Below are 15,567 nucleotides of genomic sequence, written 5' to 3'. Positions count from 1 at the left end.
ATCTCTTGTGTGAACCGTGCCGGCAACCCAAAGTCAAGGACCGTGGCAGAAATCCACCCCCAAAATCAAAGCGGTAACGACGTCCGGCTGCATCTCAGCGCGGCCGAGTTTATCGACAGCGACCACGACACGATCCGCGCCAAAGCGGCCGAAGCAACGCGCGGCGTTGCCGATCCCGTCGCCAAGGCGCGCGTGCTGCACGATCTGGTGCGCGACGGGATCAAGTACGACCCGTACGTCGACTACACCGATCCCGAGACCTATCGGGCGTCGAGCGTGCTGGCCAAGGGCGCGAGCTACTGCGTCGGCAAGGCGTCGCTTTATGCGGCGCTGTGCCGTGCCGCAGGACTGCCGGCGCGGATCGGCCTTGCCGACGTCAAGAACCATCTCGCCACGCCCCGGCTGCTCGAACTGGTCGGGACTGACGTGTTCGGCTATCACGGCTATGTCGAGGTGATGCCCAAGGACACCTGGGTGAAGGCAACGCCGACCTTCAACACCACGCTGTGCCGGAAGCTCGGCGTGCCGGTGCTCGACTTTTCGGGAAACCAAGACGCGCTGCTGCAGCCGTTCGACGCGACCGGCCGCACCTTCATGACCTACATCGCGCAGCACGGCAAGTTCTTCGACGTGCCGACGAAATTTCTCATGGACGAGATGAAGCGGCTCTATCCGAAACTCTGCCAGCCCGGCGGCCTGCGCGGAAGCATGGAAGAAGAAGCGCGGCGTTAGGGCATGATCCCGAAAAAGCCTGCCCCCGGACTTGATCCGGGGTGTGAAGCGGTTTTCGGAAAAGATCATGCCCAACAAGAGAGCCGCGGCGAAATTACACCAGCTTGTCGACGAACTGGCCGACGCCATCTGCCTTGGCGCTCCGATCCGGCGGAGGCGGCGGCGGGTTGTTCTCGGGCGCGGAGTTGTCTTGCGACGGCGGTATGGGGTTTTGGTTGTCCCACGCCGTGCCGCTGCGCGGCATGATCTGCTGGATGCCGATGCTTCCATCGCCGGCTGATGCGCTCATGCGGCCTATCTACGCGGCAAGATGCGAACGCATTGTGCGCCAGACGCTTGAAAATCCGGGTGATCGGTTAACGATCGAGCAACCGTGAAAGCTTGCTTTTTACGTCATCCTTCACGTGTTCGGCCGCGCGCAGGATGGCGCTGGCCTGCAGGAAGCCGAGCGCCCGGAAGGTCCCGACATTGGGCTGCAGCAGCAGATCTGGCGCGCCGTGGCGCAGCTTCTCGTTGATGATCGAATAGGTCATCACGATCACGGTCGCATAGAGGCATTCCAGCGCGTTCGGCACCTCGCGATCGTCGTTGGTGACCGGACCGGAAATCTCGACCGCCACGATCACGTCGGCACTGCCGCGCAAGTTTTCGAACGGCAGCGGATTGGTGGCGCCGCCGTCGACCAGGATCTGGCCGTCGTGCAGCACCGGCCGCATGATGGTCGGCAGCGCGATGGACGCCGCAAGCGCGCGGCGCAACGGGCCTTCGGTGAACACCACCTCGGAGCGGCGATAAAGATCGGATGCCACCACGGTGAGCGGAATCTCGAGCCCGGAAAACTCCTCCGGCAGAATGTCGGGCAGGAACTGCTCGCACAGCAGCTCGGCATCGAGCCGCGTTGCGTCCCCGAGCCCGCCGCCGAAGATGTCGCGGAGCTTGCCGGCGCGGGCTCGCATCATCCGTCGCATCACATCGGCGCGGTTATGGGCAAGCTGGATCGCGTAACGTCGCATGTCGCGGCCAGACATGCCGGATGCGTAACCTGCCCCGATGACCGCGCCGATCGAGGTGCCGGCAATCGCCACCGGCTTCACGCCCATCTCGTCGAGCGCTTCGGTCACCACGATATGCGCGAGCCCCCTCGCCCCGCCGCCGCCCAGCGCGAGCGCGAAAGTCTTCATTTCGCGCCCGCCTCGCGGGCGAAGCGCCACGCGGTCTCGGCGAGCGGCCGCACCATCTGGCCTTTGGCGGCGGCGTGCTCGTTGGTCGCGGTGCCATCGCGGACGCGACCGGCGATGCCTTGCAGGATCGCAGCGATCCGGAAGAAGTTGTAGGCGAGATAAGCCGCCAAATAAGGCCGCGGATCGAGGCCGGTGTGCTTGCGATACATCTCGACGTATTCGGCCATCGACGGAATTCCGAGCGCCGCCAGATCGTGGCCGACCAGCGAGCCGGTGCCGGCGCCGGTGTCCTCCTGCGGCATGTGCCACTGCATCAGGTGATAGGTGAAATCGGCGAGCGGATCGCCGATGGTCGACAGCTCCCAGTCGAGCACTGCGAGCACCTTGGGCTCGTGCGCATCCAGGATCATGTTGTCGAGCCGGTAGTCGCCATGCACCAGCCGCGGCGGGCACGCTGGCGGAATATGTGACGGCAGCCACGCGATCAACCGCTCCATCTCGTCGATCTTCTGCGTTTCCGAAGAGCGGTACTGCTTCGACCAGCGCTCGACCTGCCGTGCCACATAATTCTCGCCGCGACCGAAGTCACCAAGTCCGATGGCCGCCGGATCGAACGAGTGCAGCCGCGCCATGGCGCCGTTCATCGCCGCATAGACCGCGGCACGCTCCTTCGGATGGGAGCCCGGCATCTCGGGATTCCAGAACACTCGGCCAGGGACGAAGCCCATCACATAGAAGGCCGTGCCGGTGACGCTCTCGTCGGCGCAATAGATCACGGGCTCGGCGACCGGGAAGCCCTGCCCAGCCAGCGCCGTGATGATGCGGAATTCGCGGTCCACCGCATGGGCCGATGGAAGAAGCTTGCCCGGCGGCTTTCGCCGCAGCACGTATTGCCGGCCGGGCGTGTCGAGCCGGTAGGTCGGGTTCGACTGGCCGCCCTTGAACTGGCTCACCGTCAGCGGCCCGGCAAAACCCTTCACCTCGCGCGCGAGATAGCCTTCGAGCCGCGCCGGATCGAAGCGCAGCGGCTCAGCCACATCCTTGGTCCCGGTGAATGCAACCTGGCGATCGATCTTCTGCATGGCGGCAACGTAGCATCACCCGTGTCCGGGCGTTAAGCTCGGATGGTCTTAGACATCGAGGACGGCAACAAAGCGACAATCCGATAGGCCGCAACGCGAACCGCCTCGCTCACGCCACGCTCACCTGCAACCCAACCAGTCTGGAAACCTTCATGCCCGTGATGTCCGGTAAGCGCGCGTTCCTCGACCTGCTGAAGCAGGAAGGTGTCGGCATCGTGTTCGGAAATCCCGGCACGACCGAATTGCCGCTGATGGACGCCTTCGCGGTCGAACACGACATCCGCTACATCCTGGGTCTCCAGGAGGCTGCGCTGATGGCGATGGCTGACGGCTATGCTCAGGCATCCGGCCGGCTCACCGTGCTGAACCTTCATGTGGCGCCCGGGCTCGGGAACGCCATGGGCATGCTCTACGACGCGCAGATGGCGGGCTCGCCGATCCTGGTCACGGCGGGACAGCAGGACACCGAATATCTGGTCGAGGAGCCGATCCTCTCGGCCGACCTCACCTCGCTCGCAAAACCCTTCGTGAAGTTCTCGGCGCAAGTCGAGCGCCTGAAGGACCTTCCCGTGCTGGTGCATCGCGCGGCGAAGACTGCGCTCGCCCCGCCGACCGGACCGGTGTTCCTGTCGCTGCCGGGCGACATTCTCAAGAACGACGGCGATATCGAGCTGTTGGAGCCCACGCGCGTCGCGCCACGCATTCGCGGCGATCTCGACGCGGTCAACGCCGCGGCGGACCTGCTGGCCAAAGCCGAGCGGCCGGTGATCATCGCGGGCGACGCGGTGGCGCAAAGCCGCGGCCACAGAGAGCTCGCGGCGCTCGCGGAAGCCATCGGCGCGCCGGTCTACACCGAGTTCGTGCCGAACACCGCGTCGTTTCCGTCCTCGCATCCGCTCTATCGCGGCTCGATGACGCGCTCGCAGCAAGGCGTGCGCGAGGTGCTCGACAAGCACGACCTCCTGTTCTCGGTGGGCGGCGACCTGTTCACGTGGTCATTGCCGTCGAAAGTGAAGCCGATTCCGGCCGGCATGCCGCTCATTCACCTGGACACGGACCCGTGGCAGATCGGCAAAAGCTATCCCGCACAGGTCGGCATCTTCGGCGATCCGAAGGCAACGCTGCCGGACATCACCGCAGCCGTGCAATCGCGCATGACGGCTGGTGCCAAAGGCGCGGCCGCCGCCCGGCTGAAGGCTGCGACAGACGCCATCAAGTCCGAGCGCGAGACGTTCCGCGCCAAGGCCAGGGCGTTGGCCGGCAAGACTCCCGTGCAGCCGCTCGCTTTGCTCGAAGCGATCGGCGCGATGCTGCCGAAGGATGCGGTGGTGATCGAGGAGGTGCTGTCGTCCGCGCCCGGCGCGCGCTCGCTGATCAACAGCGACGACGAGCAGAGCTTCTTCGCGCTGCGCGGCGGCGGCATCGGCTGGGGCCTGCCGGCTGCGATCGGCGCCAAGCTCGCCCAACCGGACCGGCCCGTGGTCGCGCTGGTCGGCGACGGCAGCGCCATGTACACCATGCAGGCGCTGTGGACCGCGGCTCACTACAAGCTGCCGGTGATCTGGGTGATCTTCAACAACACCAGCTACCGCATCCTCAAGCAGCGGCTGGTGGCGATGCGCGGCCTTGCCGAGCAGGCCGACAATTTCGTCGGCATGGAGCTGACCGATCCGGCGATCGATTTCGTCGGCTTGGCGCGCTCGCTCGGCATCGAAGGCGCGCGCGCCAAGACCGTGAAGGACGCCACCGACCTGATCGCCAAGGCGCTCAAGGACGGCACGCCCTTCCTGATCGACGTGGATATGGAGCGCAATTACAAGCCAATGTGACGCGCCGCCTCAGTGCGGCGCCTCCATGGTGAAGCCGACCTTCAGCGTCACCTGGAAATGCTCCACCACTCCATTGGTGATGTGGCCGCTGGTGCGCACCACCTCGAACCAGCGCAGATTGCGCAGGGTCTGCTCCGCCCGCGCCACCGCCGACGAGACCGCGTCCTCGATGCTGTCCTGCGAGGTGCCGACGATCTCGATCACACGATAGATGTGGTCGTCGGGGCTCGCGACTTCACGCTCGCTGAGCCCCGCTGTCCTGGTGGCAAAGTCGATCGCACCGTCGCGGCCGGTCAGACCGCCGGCGCGGGTGCGCATGGGCCGAATTTTGGTGGTCGCTCGCTTCATGGGCATCGCGGGCCTCCTCCGGAATGTTCGGAAGACAACGAGCGGCCTGGGAAATGGTTCAGCCGTGCAGGCCAAAAAGCCGCGAACGGCCTACTCCGTCGGGAAGAATTTCATATAGGGCTGCGCCTCCTCCAGCGCACGCTTGAACGACGGCCGCTCTTTCAACCGGCCGAAATACGCCGCAAGCTTCGGGTGCGTCGCTTCGAACGGCTGCACCTTGTTGCCGTAGAACAGCGCCGGTGCTGCAGCGCAATCAGCCATGGTGAACTGGCCACCGGTGGCCCAGGCCTTCGAAGCCATGTCGCGCTCGATCATGTCATAGGATGTGGCGAGCCGCTTGCGGGCGGATTCGACGCCGGTCGGGTCCTTGGCATTGGCCGGACGCAGCCGGTCGCCAACGATCTCCTGCATCTGGTTGTGGACGTAGAGATCGTAGAAGCGGTCCTGCGCCCGCACCGCAAGCGCGAGCTTCGGATCGGATGGCAGGAGCGACGCCGCGGCCGGATGCTGATGCGCCAGATGCTCGATGATAATCGTGGATTCCGGCACGGTGAGATCGCGATCCTCGTCGCGCAGCACCGGAAACTTACCGACCGGCCAGAGCTTGAGCAGAGCCGCACGCTCGGCTTCGTCCTGTAAATTCACGCTCTTCGGCGTGAACGGCGTGCCGCTTTCGTAAAGCGCCGTCAGCACCTTCATGCAGTAGGACGACAGCGGATGATAGAGCAGCGTGTAAGCCATGGCGGCACTCCGTCTGGTTGCCTCAAGCGCCCTGATAGGCGCGGTCGAGCGTCGCGATATCGATCTTGATCATCTGCATCATCGCTTCCATGACGCGCTGCGACTTTGTCTTGTCCTTGTCGCGAAGATAGCGCGGCAGCGCCGACGGGATCACCTGCCAGTGCACGCCGAACTTGTCCTTCAGCCAGCCGCAGCGCAGCGGCGCGCCGCCGGCCACGAGCTTGTCCCAGAGGTCGTCGACCTCGGCCTGGTCCTCGCAATCGACGTAGAACGACACCGCGGGCGTGAATTCGGCCTTTGGTCCGGTGTTGAGCAGGATGAACCGCTCGCGGTCGAGTTCGACCGTGGCGCTGAACAGCGGTCCTTTGTCGCCGGCCCGCGACTGGTACACGACCTTCGAGTTCTTGAACACCGAAGCATAGAAGTTCATCGCCTCTTCGGCCCGGCCGTTGATGACAAGGAACGGGGTGATCTTTTGCATCCTTCGTACTCCGGACTCGCGGACAAGATCACTTCTCGGCGACGGCTTTCAGGTTGGCGAGGCCGGCTTCAAAGTCGCGGCCGACCATTTTGTCCATGTCGATGAACACATGAAGAATCTTGCCGAAGAACGGCGTCGGTCCCGACATCGACCATGACACCTGCGTGCCGTCATTGGCGGGCTCGAGCCGGAAGTCGGCAATGTTGTGCGCCTCGAACGGCTTGGTGAAGTCGAGCTTGATGGTGACGCGCGACGGCGACGGCGCATCCATGATCTCCATGCTCCCGCTGCCGACATTCTTGTCGCCGTTCCACGCGTAGGTCGCGCCCTTGCCGCTGGTCGTGCTGCTGTAGGTGCGCTGCATCGCCGGATCCTTGTTCTCGTAGGGCGACCAGACCATCCAGCGCTTGAAGTCGTTGATGTAGGGAAAGATCTTGTCCGGGGCGGCGTTGACCACAATGGTCCGCCGCACCTCGAAGACGTCGGGCTTGGTCGCTGCAAAGACCAGCACGGCGCCGACCGCGACAAAGAACACGGCAAAAAAGATCGCGAACATTTTCATCGGAACGCGCTCCGGCGTTGGGAAAAGTTGGTGGGGGAATGGTGGCGATGGCCAGGCCGGCCATCGCCAGTCTTGTCACGCAAGCTTGGCGACATAGGCTCCGAGTTGCTCGAGCGTGCCGCTCCAGCCCATGTTCATGCTGCCATGCCCTTCGTCGAAAGCCTTCTGCTCCTCCGGCGTCGGGTTCAGCGGCGACCAGCGCACCGTGAACTTGGTCTTGCCGTCGGGCAGCTCCTCGAAGGTGAAGATCGAGAGCATCTCGATCGGCCACTGCGGCGCCATCGGATGCCGCGTCAGCCCACCCTTCTCGTCAGAGAATGAGTTGACGAAGACGAGCCGCTCCGGCGGCACGATCTCGCGGTAGACCATGCGTCCCCACATGTCCTGACCGTCCGGCGACCTCATGCCATAGAGGTAGGTGCCGCCGGGACGAAGATCCATCTTCGACACCATCACGGTGAAGCCCTTCGGACCCCACCATTGCTTCATGCGCTCCGGCTCGGTGAAGCATTTCCAGAGCATCTCACGCGAGACGTCGAACACGCGCGAGATCACGAAGTCGGAGCTCTTGGTCGCGGTTGCAGTCATGGTCATCGTTTCCATCCACGCATTTACGGTTACGGAGACACCGCGGTCACGGCGCGACGAGGACCATCCAGCCGATGCCGAATTTGTCGGTGAGCATGCCGAACTTCGGCGAGAAAAACGTCTTGGTCAGCGGCATCGTCACGTTGCCGCCGCTGGACAGCGCTGAGAAGGTCTTGTCGGCCTCGGCCTCGTCCTTGGCGGTGACCGACAGCGAGAAGCCTTTGAAATCCGGCTTGCCGGACGCGAAGCCGTCGGAGCCCATCACCACCGTATCGCCGACCTTGAACGCGGCATGCATGATCTTGTTGTCGTCGGCCGGCATGCAGTTCGGATTCTTTTCCGGACTTTCATTGTAGCGCATCATCATCTCGACCTTGGCGCCGAGCGTCTTCTTGTAGAAGTCGAGCGCTTCTTCGCAGCGGCCTTCAAAGAACAGATACGGCTGAACCTGCATTGGACTCTCCTTTACGCGGGGGGGTGAAGTTGCAGTGCTTGGAACTGATCAAGTCGCCAATTTCGAAACGTAGTCGTCGAGGCGTGCGAGCGTCTGCATCATGCCGTTGGCGGCGTGGTAATCCTTGATGACGCGCTCCCGTTCGGCCGCTGACGGGAACACGCCGCGCATGGTGAGCTTCGTCTTGCCGCCGATGTCCTCGAACGTGACGGTGGTGCGAAACTGCACCGGCTCGACGTCACCTTCGCCACCATGGCGATAGACCAGCCGCTTCGGTGGCTCGACGGCCTCGAAGGTAATGCGGTTCTCATAGTCGCGGCCGTCAGGGCCGTGCATCACGAAGCGCCAGACGCCGCCAGGCTTGCACTCGTAGGCGCTGGTCGTGGTGGTGAAACCATTCGGTCCCCACCACTGCGCCAGGTGCTTGGGATCGGTGAAGGCCTGCCAAACGAGTTCGCGCGGCGCGTCGAGCAGACGCGTGCCGGCGATCGCCACGGGATCGCTGAGATCGATGCTATTTCTTTCGGACATTTTTCCCGTCCGATTTCTTTTCGGTCTTCTCTTCGCTGGCCTGCAGCGTCCGCAAATAATCCTCCAGGCGATCGAGCCGCTGCTCCCAGAGCCGCCGGTACTCCTCCAGCCAATCGTCAACGCCCTTGAGCGCCTGAGGCTCCAGGCGGCACGGCCGCCATTGGGCCTCGCGGCCGCGCACGATCAGGCCCGCGCCCTCGAGCACCTTCAGGTGCCGCGATACCGCCGGCAGGCTGATGTCGAACGGTTCGGCGAGTTCCGAAACTGACGTCTCGCCAAGCGCCAGACGGGCCAGGATCGCCCGCCGCGTCGGGTCGGCGAGAGCTGCGAAGGTGGCGCTGAGACGGTCGGGGGCCATTGGTATTTAGCTATTCTGTTAAATAACAGATTGGTTAAATACAAGACAAACATCAAGGCGTCAAGCGACGCCTTGATGACAGGATGTCTCAGTCTTCGAAGGTGTTCGGCCCGGCCAGCCTGCGGCGCAAGGCGCCGGTCTCGAGCACCGTGTCCGCCACCGTGTCGATGATGGAGCTCTGTTTACGCGGCTTGGTTTTGCGCGCCTTGGCTTTACGCGTCTTCTTCTTGGCCGGCCGGCGGGCCTTCGCCTTGCTCACGGCTTTGCGCTTCTTGGCCGGGCCTTTCGCGACCTTGCGAGTCTTCTTGCGGGCTTTCGCCATTGTACTTCCCCCTGAGTGGTCGCCCCTGCGACGGATGTCAGTCTATCGCGGGAATCACATGCGAAGCCAGATCGCAAAGGCTACGGCGTCGCGATCGGCATGTCGGCGAAGATCTTGTACTGCTGCACTCGAGGCTTCGCCTTGTCCTCTTCGTTGGCGAACTGGAACGAGCTTTTGCCGACGAGCGAGCGCGGCAGGATCATCACACGAATGAAACGGCTCGGCCGGTCCATCGCGGCCTGGGCGAACACCGGATCGGAGCCGGTCTCATACCAGGGGCTGCCGGGACCGTAACTGGTCGAATGACCGAGCGTGTCGACCCGGATGCCGCCGTCGATCAAGCAGCGCAGTCCCGGCCCCCAATGCTTGTGCAGGAACGCGCAGCCGCCCGGTGGAAACGCGACGCTGTCGCCGCGCAACAGCAGCTCGCCCTGTGGAATGGTCTTCAGATCGGCCGAAAGCTTCTCGCGCGAGCGCACGCCCGCGCCGCCCGCGATGCCGGGCTTTGCGCCCGCAGCCGAAAGCTCATAGCGCCACACCGTGGTGCCATCCTGGCCCGGCGTGAGCGACACCGCGCCCTCGCCGCTCCAGGCCTCGCCGTCAGCGAACGTCTTGCCATCGATGCCGACCGCGCCGTGCACCACGAAGATCATTCGCGGCAGCGGCGGCAGACTCAGCGACGCACCGCCGCTCAATGAATCTTCGAACAGGCTCAACACTGGAGGCATGCAACCCTTCCCGTTTCTATTTGAAGAACTCGATCAGCGCCTTCGACACCGCGTCCGGGTTTTCTTCCGGCAGGTAGTGCCCGCAGTCGATGGCAAAGCCGCGCACGTCGGTCGCCCATTGGCGCCAGGTTGCCAGCGGATCGCTCTCCGCCTCGCTTGGAATGCCGGCCGCGCCCCACAGCGCGAGCAGCGGGCATGTGATCTTGTTTCCAGCGGCGCGATCTGCCTCGTCGTTCTTCAGGTCCGTGGTGCGGCCGGCGCGATAGTCCTCGCAGGTCGCATGAATGCGCAGCGGATCGTTGAAGAAGGCGTGGTAGTGCGCGACTGCGCGCGGATCGAATGCGCCGAGCGATTTCGCTCTGCTGCCCGGCCCGGTCTTGCGGTTCCAGAACGCGATGGGGTCGCGGCCGATCATCTCCTCGGGAAACGGCGCAGGCAGTGCCAGGAACGTCCAGTGCCAGATGCGGAAGGCGAGCTTGGCGTCGATCCCGTGCCACATGTCGTAGGTCGGGATAATGTCGAGCGTCGCAAGCTTCTCCAACCGGTGCGGATGATCGAGCGCCAGACGGTAAGCGACGCGCCCGCCGCGATCATGGCCTGCCAGGCGAAAGCGGATGTGGCCGAGCTTCTCCATCACCTCGACCATCGCCTTGGCCATCGAGCGCTTGTCGTAAGGTGCGTGATCCGCGCCCGCCTCTGGCACGGACGACCAGCCGTAGCCGGGCAGATCGGCGATCACGAGCGAGAAATGCTCAGCCAGCGCCGGCGCCACGCGATGCCACATCACATTGGTCTGCGCATAGCCGTGCAGCAGCAGCAGCGGCGGGCCCTTGCCGCCCGAGCGCGCAAAGAGTTTCCCGGCCGACGTATCGACCCAATGCGATTCGTAACCGGGATAGAGGTAGGCGAGATCGGGCATGATGCGCTATCAGACTGTGATGCCCACGCGCGGTCAACCGCTGCTCAGCCGCCCTGCTCTCGCTTCACCGCCTGCCAGCCGATGTCGCGGCGGCAGAAACCTTCGGGCCATTTGATCCGATCAATCGCCTGATAGGCAAGACGCTGGGCCTGGCTGACGGTCTTCGCCATCGCCGAGACGTTGAGCACGCGGCCGCCGTTGGAGACGATCCGGCCATCGGCCTCCTTGGTGCCGGCGTGGAAAATCTCGACGCCTTCGACCTCGGCTGCGGCATCGAGTCCTTTGATCGCGGAGCCGCGCTTGTAATCGCCAGGGTAGCCCTTCGCCGCCATCACCACGGTGAGCGCCGCGTCCGGATACCAGCGCAAATCGAAAGCCTTGAGCTGACCGTCACAGGACGCGACCAGCGCCGGGACGAGATCCGACATCAGCCGCAGCATCAGCACCTGGGTTTCAGGATCGCCGAAGCGGGCGTTGAACTCGATCAGCTTCGGGCCGTCCTTGGTGATCATCAGGCCCGCGAACAGCACGCCCTTGTAGGGGCAGCCCATGGCCTTCATGGCCTTCAGCGTCGGGCGGATGATCTCATCCATGGTGCGCGCCGTGATCTCCGGCGTCATCACCGGCGCAGGCGAGTAGGCGCCCATGCCGCCGGTGTTGGGGCCGGTGTCGCCGTCGCCGACGCGCTTGTGGTCCTGGGCGGAGGCGAGCGGCAGCGCCGTCTCGCCATCGCACAGCGCGAAGAACGACGCTTCTTCGCCGACCATGAATTCCTCGATGACGACTTCGGCGCCGGCTGCGCCGAGCCCGCCCTCGAACATCATGTCGATCGCGGCGTTGGCCTCGGCGAGTGTCTGGGCGACGACCACGCCCTTGCCGGCGGCCAGCCCGTCGGCCTTGATCACGATCGGAGCGCCGGTTGTCTTCAGGTATTCCTTGGCCGGGCCGGGCGCCGTGAAGCGCTCATAGGCCGCGGTCGGAATGTTATTCGCCCGGCACAGGTCCTTGGTGAAACCTTTCGAGCCTTCGAGCCGCGCCGCGAGCCGGCCTGGCCCGAACGCCTTGAAGCCGGCAGCCGCAAGGTCGTCGACCACGCCGGCAACCAGCGGCGCCTCGGGCCCGACCACGACGAAATCGATCTTGTTGGTCTTGCAGAACGCGACGATCGCGGCGTGGTCGGTGATGTCCAGCGCCACGCATTCGGCTTCGCGCGCGATGCCGGCATTGCCCGGCGCGCAATAAAAGCGGTCCGTGAGCGGGCTTGCGGCGATTTTCCAGGCCAGCGCGTGCTCGCGGCCGCCGGAACCGAGGAGGAGGATGTTCATGGGCGGCAAGCACTAGAGCATTTTCCGGCAAAGTGTGAAGCGGTTCGCCGCAGGAAAATGCGACCAAGCTGAAAAAGCACACGGATGGCGATTTCCGAAGCCGGATGCCCACAGCGTCCACAAGGTGCCTCGACGAGCCTGCTCCGACGTGGTTTGCTATGGCCATGAAACGCGTTGCGGCAGTCCTGTTGCTTTTGTTCGGTTTTCTCGCCCCGGCTATGGCCGGCGAAGGCTATACGCTCGAAAACCGACCCGCCGTGGTGTTCAAGGGCGGCACCGAACGCATGACGCCCTATCCGCAGGGCAAGCGCTCCACCTCGGTCTGGACGTCCGACGCCAATTTCCGCGACTGCAACTCCAGCTGCACCTGGAAGATGGAATATTGCCTCCGCGGCGATAACACGGCCGACACCTGCCGGCCGCACCTCGACAACTGCGTCCGCGCCTGCCAGCGCAACTCCGGCCGCTGGGGTGGTCCGTGGGGCGGACCGCTGGCCGCCTTCGTCGACTGGTACTGATCTTCGCCCCAAGCGGAGCGGTTACGCTGCCGGCGGCCTCGTCTCATTTTGAAAATGCGCTAATGTCGCATTGATGTTCGAGAAGCTCGCCGCACATTTCCGCAATAGCGACATCAACTACCCGCTGCTGGTCCCGCTTCTCGTCTCAAGCTTTCTGATCCAGATGGTCACGGCGCTCGTGCGCGTCACCATCTCGTATCGCGCCGTCGAGCTCGGGCTCTCGATCATCGGGCTGGGCTTCATCGCCTGCGCCTTCGCGATCTTCCCGATTCTCATCGCCGTGCAGGTCGGCCGCTACATCGATCGCGGTCATGACGCCCGAACCACCTGGGTCGGTTCCGCGATCTTTCTCATCTCCATTGCGGGCTTTGCGGTCTGGGCCACGCCTGCCGGATTGCTCGTCTTCTCCGCCGTGATGGGCCTCGGCCATATCATGCTGATGGCAAGTCAGCAGATGCTCTGCGTGCGGGCCGCCGGCCCCAAGAGCCTCGAAGGGGTGTTCGGCAACTTCATGGTGGCCAACTCCGTCGGACAGGGGCTTGGCCCCTATGTGGTCGGCTGGCTCGGCGGCAATGCCCACGTACCACCGACCGGACAGCTGTTCGTGGTCGGCGCGGCATGCTCAGCGGTGGCGCTCGCCGTCTCGCTGATGCTGCGGCCAAGCGGCGAGACGCGCGCTGGTAAAGGGCAAGCCGAGATCGTGCCGGTGTCGCAAATCCTGCGCATTCCCGGCCTCATCGCCGTGATCATGGCGGGCGTCATCCTCGTCGCGGCCTCCGACACCGTGATTGTCTACATCCCGCTGCTCGGCGCCGAGCGCCACATCGACGTTCACGACATCGGCCTGCTTCTCACCGTGCGAGCCGCAGCCTCGATGACAGCGCGCCTGTTCTATTCCCGCATGGTCACCGCCTTCGGCCGCTGGCCCCTGATGACGGCGAGCACCTGTGTCTGCGGGCTCAGCTATGCGGTGTTCGCATTGCCATTGCCGCTTTGGGCCATGCATATCGCCATCGCCATGATGGGCTTCTCGTTCGGCCTTGCCACCACACTCAGCATCACCATCGTGGTCGATATGACGAGCGTCAGCGCGCGCGGCACCACCAATTCGCTCCGCATCATGAGCAACCGCATCGGGCAGTTCGTGATGCCATTCGGCGCCGGCCTCGTTGCGGCCGCGGCGAGCGTCGGCGGCCTGTTCGTTGCGCTCGCGGTCGCGATTGTGGCAGCCTCCGGCGCGATGCTCTTCAAACGGCCCCAGACTTAATCCGCCGCAGCGCTTCAATCCGGCCGATGCAGTCTTTAAGTTAGTCCGATGCCCGAATCGCAAGCCAACGTTGCCGAATTCACCGTTTCCGAGCTGTCCGCCGCGCTCCGCCGCACGGTCGAGGACGCCTACGGCTATGTGCGCGTGCGCGGCGAAATCTCGGGCTACAAGGGTCCTTCGCCGTCCGGCCACGTCTATTTCCGCCTCAAGGACGACAAGGCCGTGCTCGAGTCCGTGGTCTGGAAGGGCGTGTTCGGCCGGCTGCGGTTCAAGCCCGAGGAAGGCCTCGAGGTGATCGCCTCGGGCAAACTCACCACCTTCGCGGGCTCGTCGAAATACCAGATCGTCATCGAGGCGATCGAGCCGGCGGGCGTCGGCGCACTGATGGCGCTGCTCGAAGAGCGCAAGCGCAAGCTCACCGCCGAGGGCCTGTTCGACGAGGCGCGCAAGCAGCTCATCCCGTATCTGCCCGAGGTGATCGGCGTGGTGACCTCGCCGACCGGCGCCGTGATCCGCGACATCCTGCATCGCCTGGCCGACCGCTTCCCGCGCCACGTTATTGTGTGGCCTGTGAAAGTGCAGGGCGACGGCTCGGCCGAGCAGGTCGCGGCCGCGATCCGCGGCTTCAACGCGATGTCCGAAGATGGCCGTATCCGGCGACCGGACCTTCTGATCGTCGCGCGCGGCGGCGGCTCGCTGGAGGATCTGTGGTCGTTCAACGAGGAGATCGTGGTGCGCGCCGCGGCCGACAGCATGATCCCGCTGATTTCCGCCGTGGGCCACGAGACCGACTTTACGCTCATCGATTTCGCCGCCGACAAGCGTGCGCCGACGCCGACGGCCGCAGCCGAGATGGCGGTGCCGGTGCGCGCCGATCTGATCGCGGAGCTCATGAGCAAAGCGCGCCGGGCGCTCGCCTGCTGGCAACGCGCGCAGGATCACCGCCGCACCGAGCTTCGCGCCGCGGCGCGGGCGCTTCCGAACGCCGAAGAGCTTCTTGCAGGACCAAGACAGCGGCTCGATGCCTGTGCCGAGCGCCTCCCCCGCGCGTTGCGCGCCAATGCGCAGATCCATCATACGCAGTTCTCGCGGGTGAGCGGCCGGCTGTCGCCGCAGCTTCTGCGCACCGCTGTGGAGCGCCGCCGTGTCCGGCTCGACGCCTGCACGCAGCGGCTCGGCACGGCGCTCAAGACCTACCGCGAGACGCAGCTCAATCGCGTGACGCACGCACGCGACCGCGTCACTGCGCTGGCCGAGCGCTCGCACCGGGCCCTGCAGGCGCTGATCGCGACACGCGAGGCGCGGCTGGAGCGCTCCTATCAGCTCCTTCGGGCGTTCTCGTATCAAAGCGTGCTCGAACGCGGCTTCGCGCTGGTGCGCGACGGCTCCGGCCATCCACTGCGCTCGGCTGCGGCGGTCACGCCCGGTATGCCGCTCGACATCGAGCTTGCCGACGGCTGCGTCGGCGCGACCGCGCAAAGCGTGCGCCAGGCTGGCGAACCGGCGCAGGTGCAGCCCAGCATTCCGGCGTCGTGGAAACCACGCAAGCCGAAGACCGGCACCGGCGGCGGTTCAGGCCAGGGAAGCCTGTTCGGCTAGAC

The 15,567-nt window shown here is 64.8% G+C and carries 20 protein-coding genes; 5 read left to right on the top strand and 15 right to left on the bottom strand.

Annotated elements, in window-relative coordinates:
* Positions 1–42: 42 nt before the first annotated feature.
* Positions 43–732, top strand: coding sequence for a transglutaminase-like domain-containing protein (locus RHPLAN_RS08250; RefSeq protein WP_068030828.1), 690 nt, complete (start codon positions 43–45; stop codon positions 730–732).
* Positions 733–826: 94 nt separating this feature from the next.
* On the opposite strand, the gene RHPLAN_RS08245 is transcribed toward RHPLAN_RS08250, so the two are convergent.
* The 3 genes from RHPLAN_RS08245 to RHPLAN_RS08235 form a co-directional block, all read right to left on the bottom strand.
* Entirely contained in the window at positions 827–1,021 is a 195-nt protein-coding gene (locus RHPLAN_RS08245; RefSeq protein WP_068015867.1) for a hypothetical protein, read from the bottom strand.
* Between the two features lie 67 nt (positions 1,022–1,088).
* Positions 1,089–1,913, bottom strand: coding sequence for a patatin-like phospholipase family protein (locus tag RHPLAN_RS08240; protein ID WP_068015864.1), 825 nt, complete (start codon positions 1,911–1,913; stop codon positions 1,089–1,091).
* Positions 1,910–2,995 (bottom strand): phosphotransferase family protein, encoded by a 1,086-nt coding sequence (locus tag RHPLAN_RS08235; RefSeq protein ID WP_068015861.1) that lies wholly within the window; start codon positions 2,993–2,995, stop codon positions 1,910–1,912. Before RHPLAN_RS08235 ends, RHPLAN_RS08240 begins: the two co-directional genes overlap by 4 nt.
* A gap of 152 nt (positions 2,996–3,147) precedes the next feature.
* Between RHPLAN_RS08235 and RHPLAN_RS08230 the strand changes: the two genes are divergently transcribed.
* Positions 3,148–4,824, top strand: coding sequence for a thiamine pyrophosphate-binding protein (locus tag RHPLAN_RS08230; protein WP_068015859.1), 1,677 nt, complete (start codon positions 3,148–3,150; stop codon positions 4,822–4,824).
* A gap of 9 nt (positions 4,825–4,833) precedes the next feature.
* On the opposite strand, the gene RHPLAN_RS08225 is transcribed toward RHPLAN_RS08230, so the two are convergent.
* The 12 genes from RHPLAN_RS08225 to purD form a co-directional block, all read right to left on the bottom strand.
* Positions 4,834–5,037 (bottom strand): dodecin, encoded by a 204-nt coding sequence (locus RHPLAN_RS08225; RefSeq protein ID WP_442971824.1) that lies wholly within the window; start codon positions 5,035–5,037, stop codon positions 4,834–4,836.
* Between the two features lie 225 nt (positions 5,038–5,262).
* Positions 5,263–5,913, bottom strand: a complete 651-nt coding sequence (locus tag RHPLAN_RS08220) for a glutathione S-transferase family protein (RefSeq protein WP_068015858.1) — start codon at positions 5,911–5,913, stop codon at positions 5,263–5,265.
* Between the two features lie 22 nt (positions 5,914–5,935).
* Positions 5,936–6,394 carry a VOC family protein gene (locus RHPLAN_RS08215; RefSeq protein ID WP_068015857.1) on the bottom strand — a complete coding sequence of 153 codons (459 nt, stop codon included), beginning with the start codon at positions 6,392–6,394 and terminating at the stop codon, positions 5,936–5,938.
* Positions 6,395–6,422: 28 nt separating this feature from the next.
* Entirely contained in the window at positions 6,423–6,956 is a 534-nt protein-coding gene (locus RHPLAN_RS08210) for an SRPBCC family protein (RefSeq protein WP_198164769.1), read from the bottom strand.
* Positions 6,957–7,031: 75 nt separating this feature from the next.
* A complete protein-coding gene (locus tag RHPLAN_RS08205; protein WP_198164767.1) occupies positions 7,032–7,550 on the bottom strand; it encodes an SRPBCC family protein in 519 nt (172 codons plus the stop codon).
* Positions 7,551–7,590: 40 nt separating this feature from the next.
* Positions 7,591–7,998, bottom strand: coding sequence for a VOC family protein (locus tag RHPLAN_RS08200; protein ID WP_068015855.1), 408 nt, complete (start codon positions 7,996–7,998; stop codon positions 7,591–7,593).
* 48 nt (positions 7,999–8,046) lie between these two features.
* Complete coding sequence (locus RHPLAN_RS08195) at positions 8,047–8,529, bottom strand: SRPBCC family protein (protein WP_068015839.1); 483 nt, start codon at positions 8,527–8,529, stop codon at positions 8,047–8,049.
* Positions 8,513–8,887 (bottom strand): ArsR/SmtB family transcription factor, encoded by a 375-nt coding sequence (locus RHPLAN_RS08190; protein ID WP_068015835.1) that lies wholly within the window; start codon positions 8,885–8,887, stop codon positions 8,513–8,515. The genes RHPLAN_RS08195 and RHPLAN_RS08190 overlap by 17 nt, the downstream gene beginning before the upstream one ends.
* Before the next feature lie 88 nt (positions 8,888–8,975).
* A complete protein-coding gene (locus RHPLAN_RS08185) occupies positions 8,976–9,209 on the bottom strand; it encodes a hypothetical protein (protein WP_068015831.1) in 234 nt (77 codons plus the stop codon).
* Between the two features lie 80 nt (positions 9,210–9,289).
* A complete protein-coding gene (locus RHPLAN_RS08180; protein WP_157100134.1) occupies positions 9,290–9,937 on the bottom strand; it encodes a hypothetical protein in 648 nt (215 codons plus the stop codon).
* Positions 9,938–9,953: 16 nt separating this feature from the next.
* Positions 9,954–10,856 (bottom strand): alpha/beta fold hydrolase, encoded by a 903-nt coding sequence (locus tag RHPLAN_RS08175; protein WP_068015825.1) that lies wholly within the window; start codon positions 10,854–10,856, stop codon positions 9,954–9,956.
* Positions 10,857–10,900: 44 nt separating this feature from the next.
* Positions 10,901–12,181, bottom strand: a complete 1,281-nt coding sequence (gene purD / locus RHPLAN_RS08170; protein ID WP_068015817.1) for a phosphoribosylamine--glycine ligase — start codon at positions 12,179–12,181, stop codon at positions 10,901–10,903.
* A 158-nt stretch (positions 12,182–12,339) separates the two neighbouring features.
* Here purD and RHPLAN_RS08165 point away from each other — a divergent pair, with 158 nt between their 5' ends.
* The 3 genes from RHPLAN_RS08165 (at position 12,340) to xseA (ending at position 15,565) form a co-directional block, all read left to right on the top strand.
* Entirely contained in the window at positions 12,340–12,699 is a 360-nt protein-coding gene (locus RHPLAN_RS08165; RefSeq protein WP_068015816.1) for a hypothetical protein, read from the top strand.
* Between the two features lie 73 nt (positions 12,700–12,772).
* Positions 12,773–13,966, top strand: a complete 1,194-nt coding sequence (locus RHPLAN_RS08160) for an MFS transporter (RefSeq protein WP_068015815.1) — start codon at positions 12,773–12,775, stop codon at positions 13,964–13,966.
* Positions 13,967–14,014: 48 nt separating this feature from the next.
* Positions 14,015–15,565, top strand: coding sequence for an exodeoxyribonuclease VII large subunit (gene xseA, locus RHPLAN_RS08155; RefSeq protein WP_068015814.1), 1,551 nt, complete (start codon positions 14,015–14,017; stop codon positions 15,563–15,565).
* Positions 15,566–15,567 lie beyond the last annotated feature (2 nt).

It is taken from the genome of Rhodoplanes sp. Z2-YC6860, from assembly GCF_001579845.1.
Taxonomy (GTDB): domain Bacteria; phylum Pseudomonadota; class Alphaproteobacteria; order Rhizobiales; family Xanthobacteraceae; genus Z2-YC6860.
Note: the sequence above shows the minus strand (reverse complement) of the source record. Positions and strands in the feature narration are given on the sequence as shown.

Coding starts and splice junctions, on each gene's coding strand:
- RHPLAN_RS08175 (WP_068015825.1), bottom strand. CDS start 10,856: ATGCCCGATCTCGCCTACCTCTATCCCGGTTACGAATCGCATTGGGTC.
- xseA (WP_068015814.1), top strand. CDS start 14,015: ATGCCCGAATCGCAAGCCAACGTTGCCGAATTCACCGTTTCCGAGCTG.
- RHPLAN_RS08220 (WP_068015858.1), bottom strand. CDS start 5,913: ATGGCTTACACGCTGCTCTATCATCCGCTGTCGTCCTACTGCATGAAG.
- RHPLAN_RS08190 (WP_068015835.1), bottom strand. CDS start 8,887: ATGGCCCCCGACCGTCTCAGCGCCACCTTCGCAGCTCTCGCCGACCCG.
- RHPLAN_RS08160 (WP_068015815.1), top strand. CDS start 12,773: ATGTTCGAGAAGCTCGCCGCACATTTCCGCAATAGCGACATCAACTAC.
- RHPLAN_RS08240 (WP_068015864.1), bottom strand. CDS start 1,913: ATGAAGACTTTCGCGCTCGCGCTGGGCGGCGGCGGGGCGAGGGGGCTC.
- RHPLAN_RS08215 (WP_068015857.1), bottom strand. CDS start 6,394: ATGCAAAAGATCACCCCGTTCCTTGTCATCAACGGCCGGGCCGAAGAG.
- RHPLAN_RS08230 (WP_068015859.1), top strand. CDS start 3,148: ATGCCCGTGATGTCCGGTAAGCGCGCGTTCCTCGACCTGCTGAAGCAG.
- RHPLAN_RS08195 (WP_068015839.1), bottom strand. CDS start 8,529: ATGTCCGAAAGAAATAGCATCGATCTCAGCGATCCCGTGGCGATCGCC.
- RHPLAN_RS08180 (WP_157100134.1), bottom strand. CDS start 9,937: ATGCCTCCAGTGTTGAGCCTGTTCGAAGATTCATTGAGCGGCGGTGCG.
- RHPLAN_RS08185 (WP_068015831.1), bottom strand. CDS start 9,209: ATGGCGAAAGCCCGCAAGAAGACTCGCAAGGTCGCGAAAGGCCCGGCC.
- RHPLAN_RS08200 (WP_068015855.1), bottom strand. CDS start 7,998: ATGCAGGTTCAGCCGTATCTGTTCTTTGAAGGCCGCTGCGAAGAAGCG.
- RHPLAN_RS08205 (WP_198164767.1), bottom strand. CDS start 7,550: ATGACCATGACTGCAACCGCGACCAAGAGCTCCGACTTCGTGATCTCG.
- RHPLAN_RS08165 (WP_068015816.1), top strand. CDS start 12,340: ATGGCCATGAAACGCGTTGCGGCAGTCCTGTTGCTTTTGTTCGGTTTT.
- purD (WP_068015817.1), bottom strand. CDS start 12,181: ATGAACATCCTCCTCCTCGGTTCCGGCGGCCGCGAGCACGCGCTGGCC.
- RHPLAN_RS08210 (WP_198164769.1), bottom strand. CDS start 6,956: ATGAAAATGTTCGCGATCTTTTTTGCCGTGTTCTTTGTCGCGGTCGGC.
- RHPLAN_RS08235 (WP_068015861.1), bottom strand. CDS start 2,995: ATGCAGAAGATCGATCGCCAGGTTGCATTCACCGGGACCAAGGATGTG.
- RHPLAN_RS08245 (WP_068015867.1), bottom strand. CDS start 1,021: ATGAGCGCATCAGCCGGCGATGGAAGCATCGGCATCCAGCAGATCATG.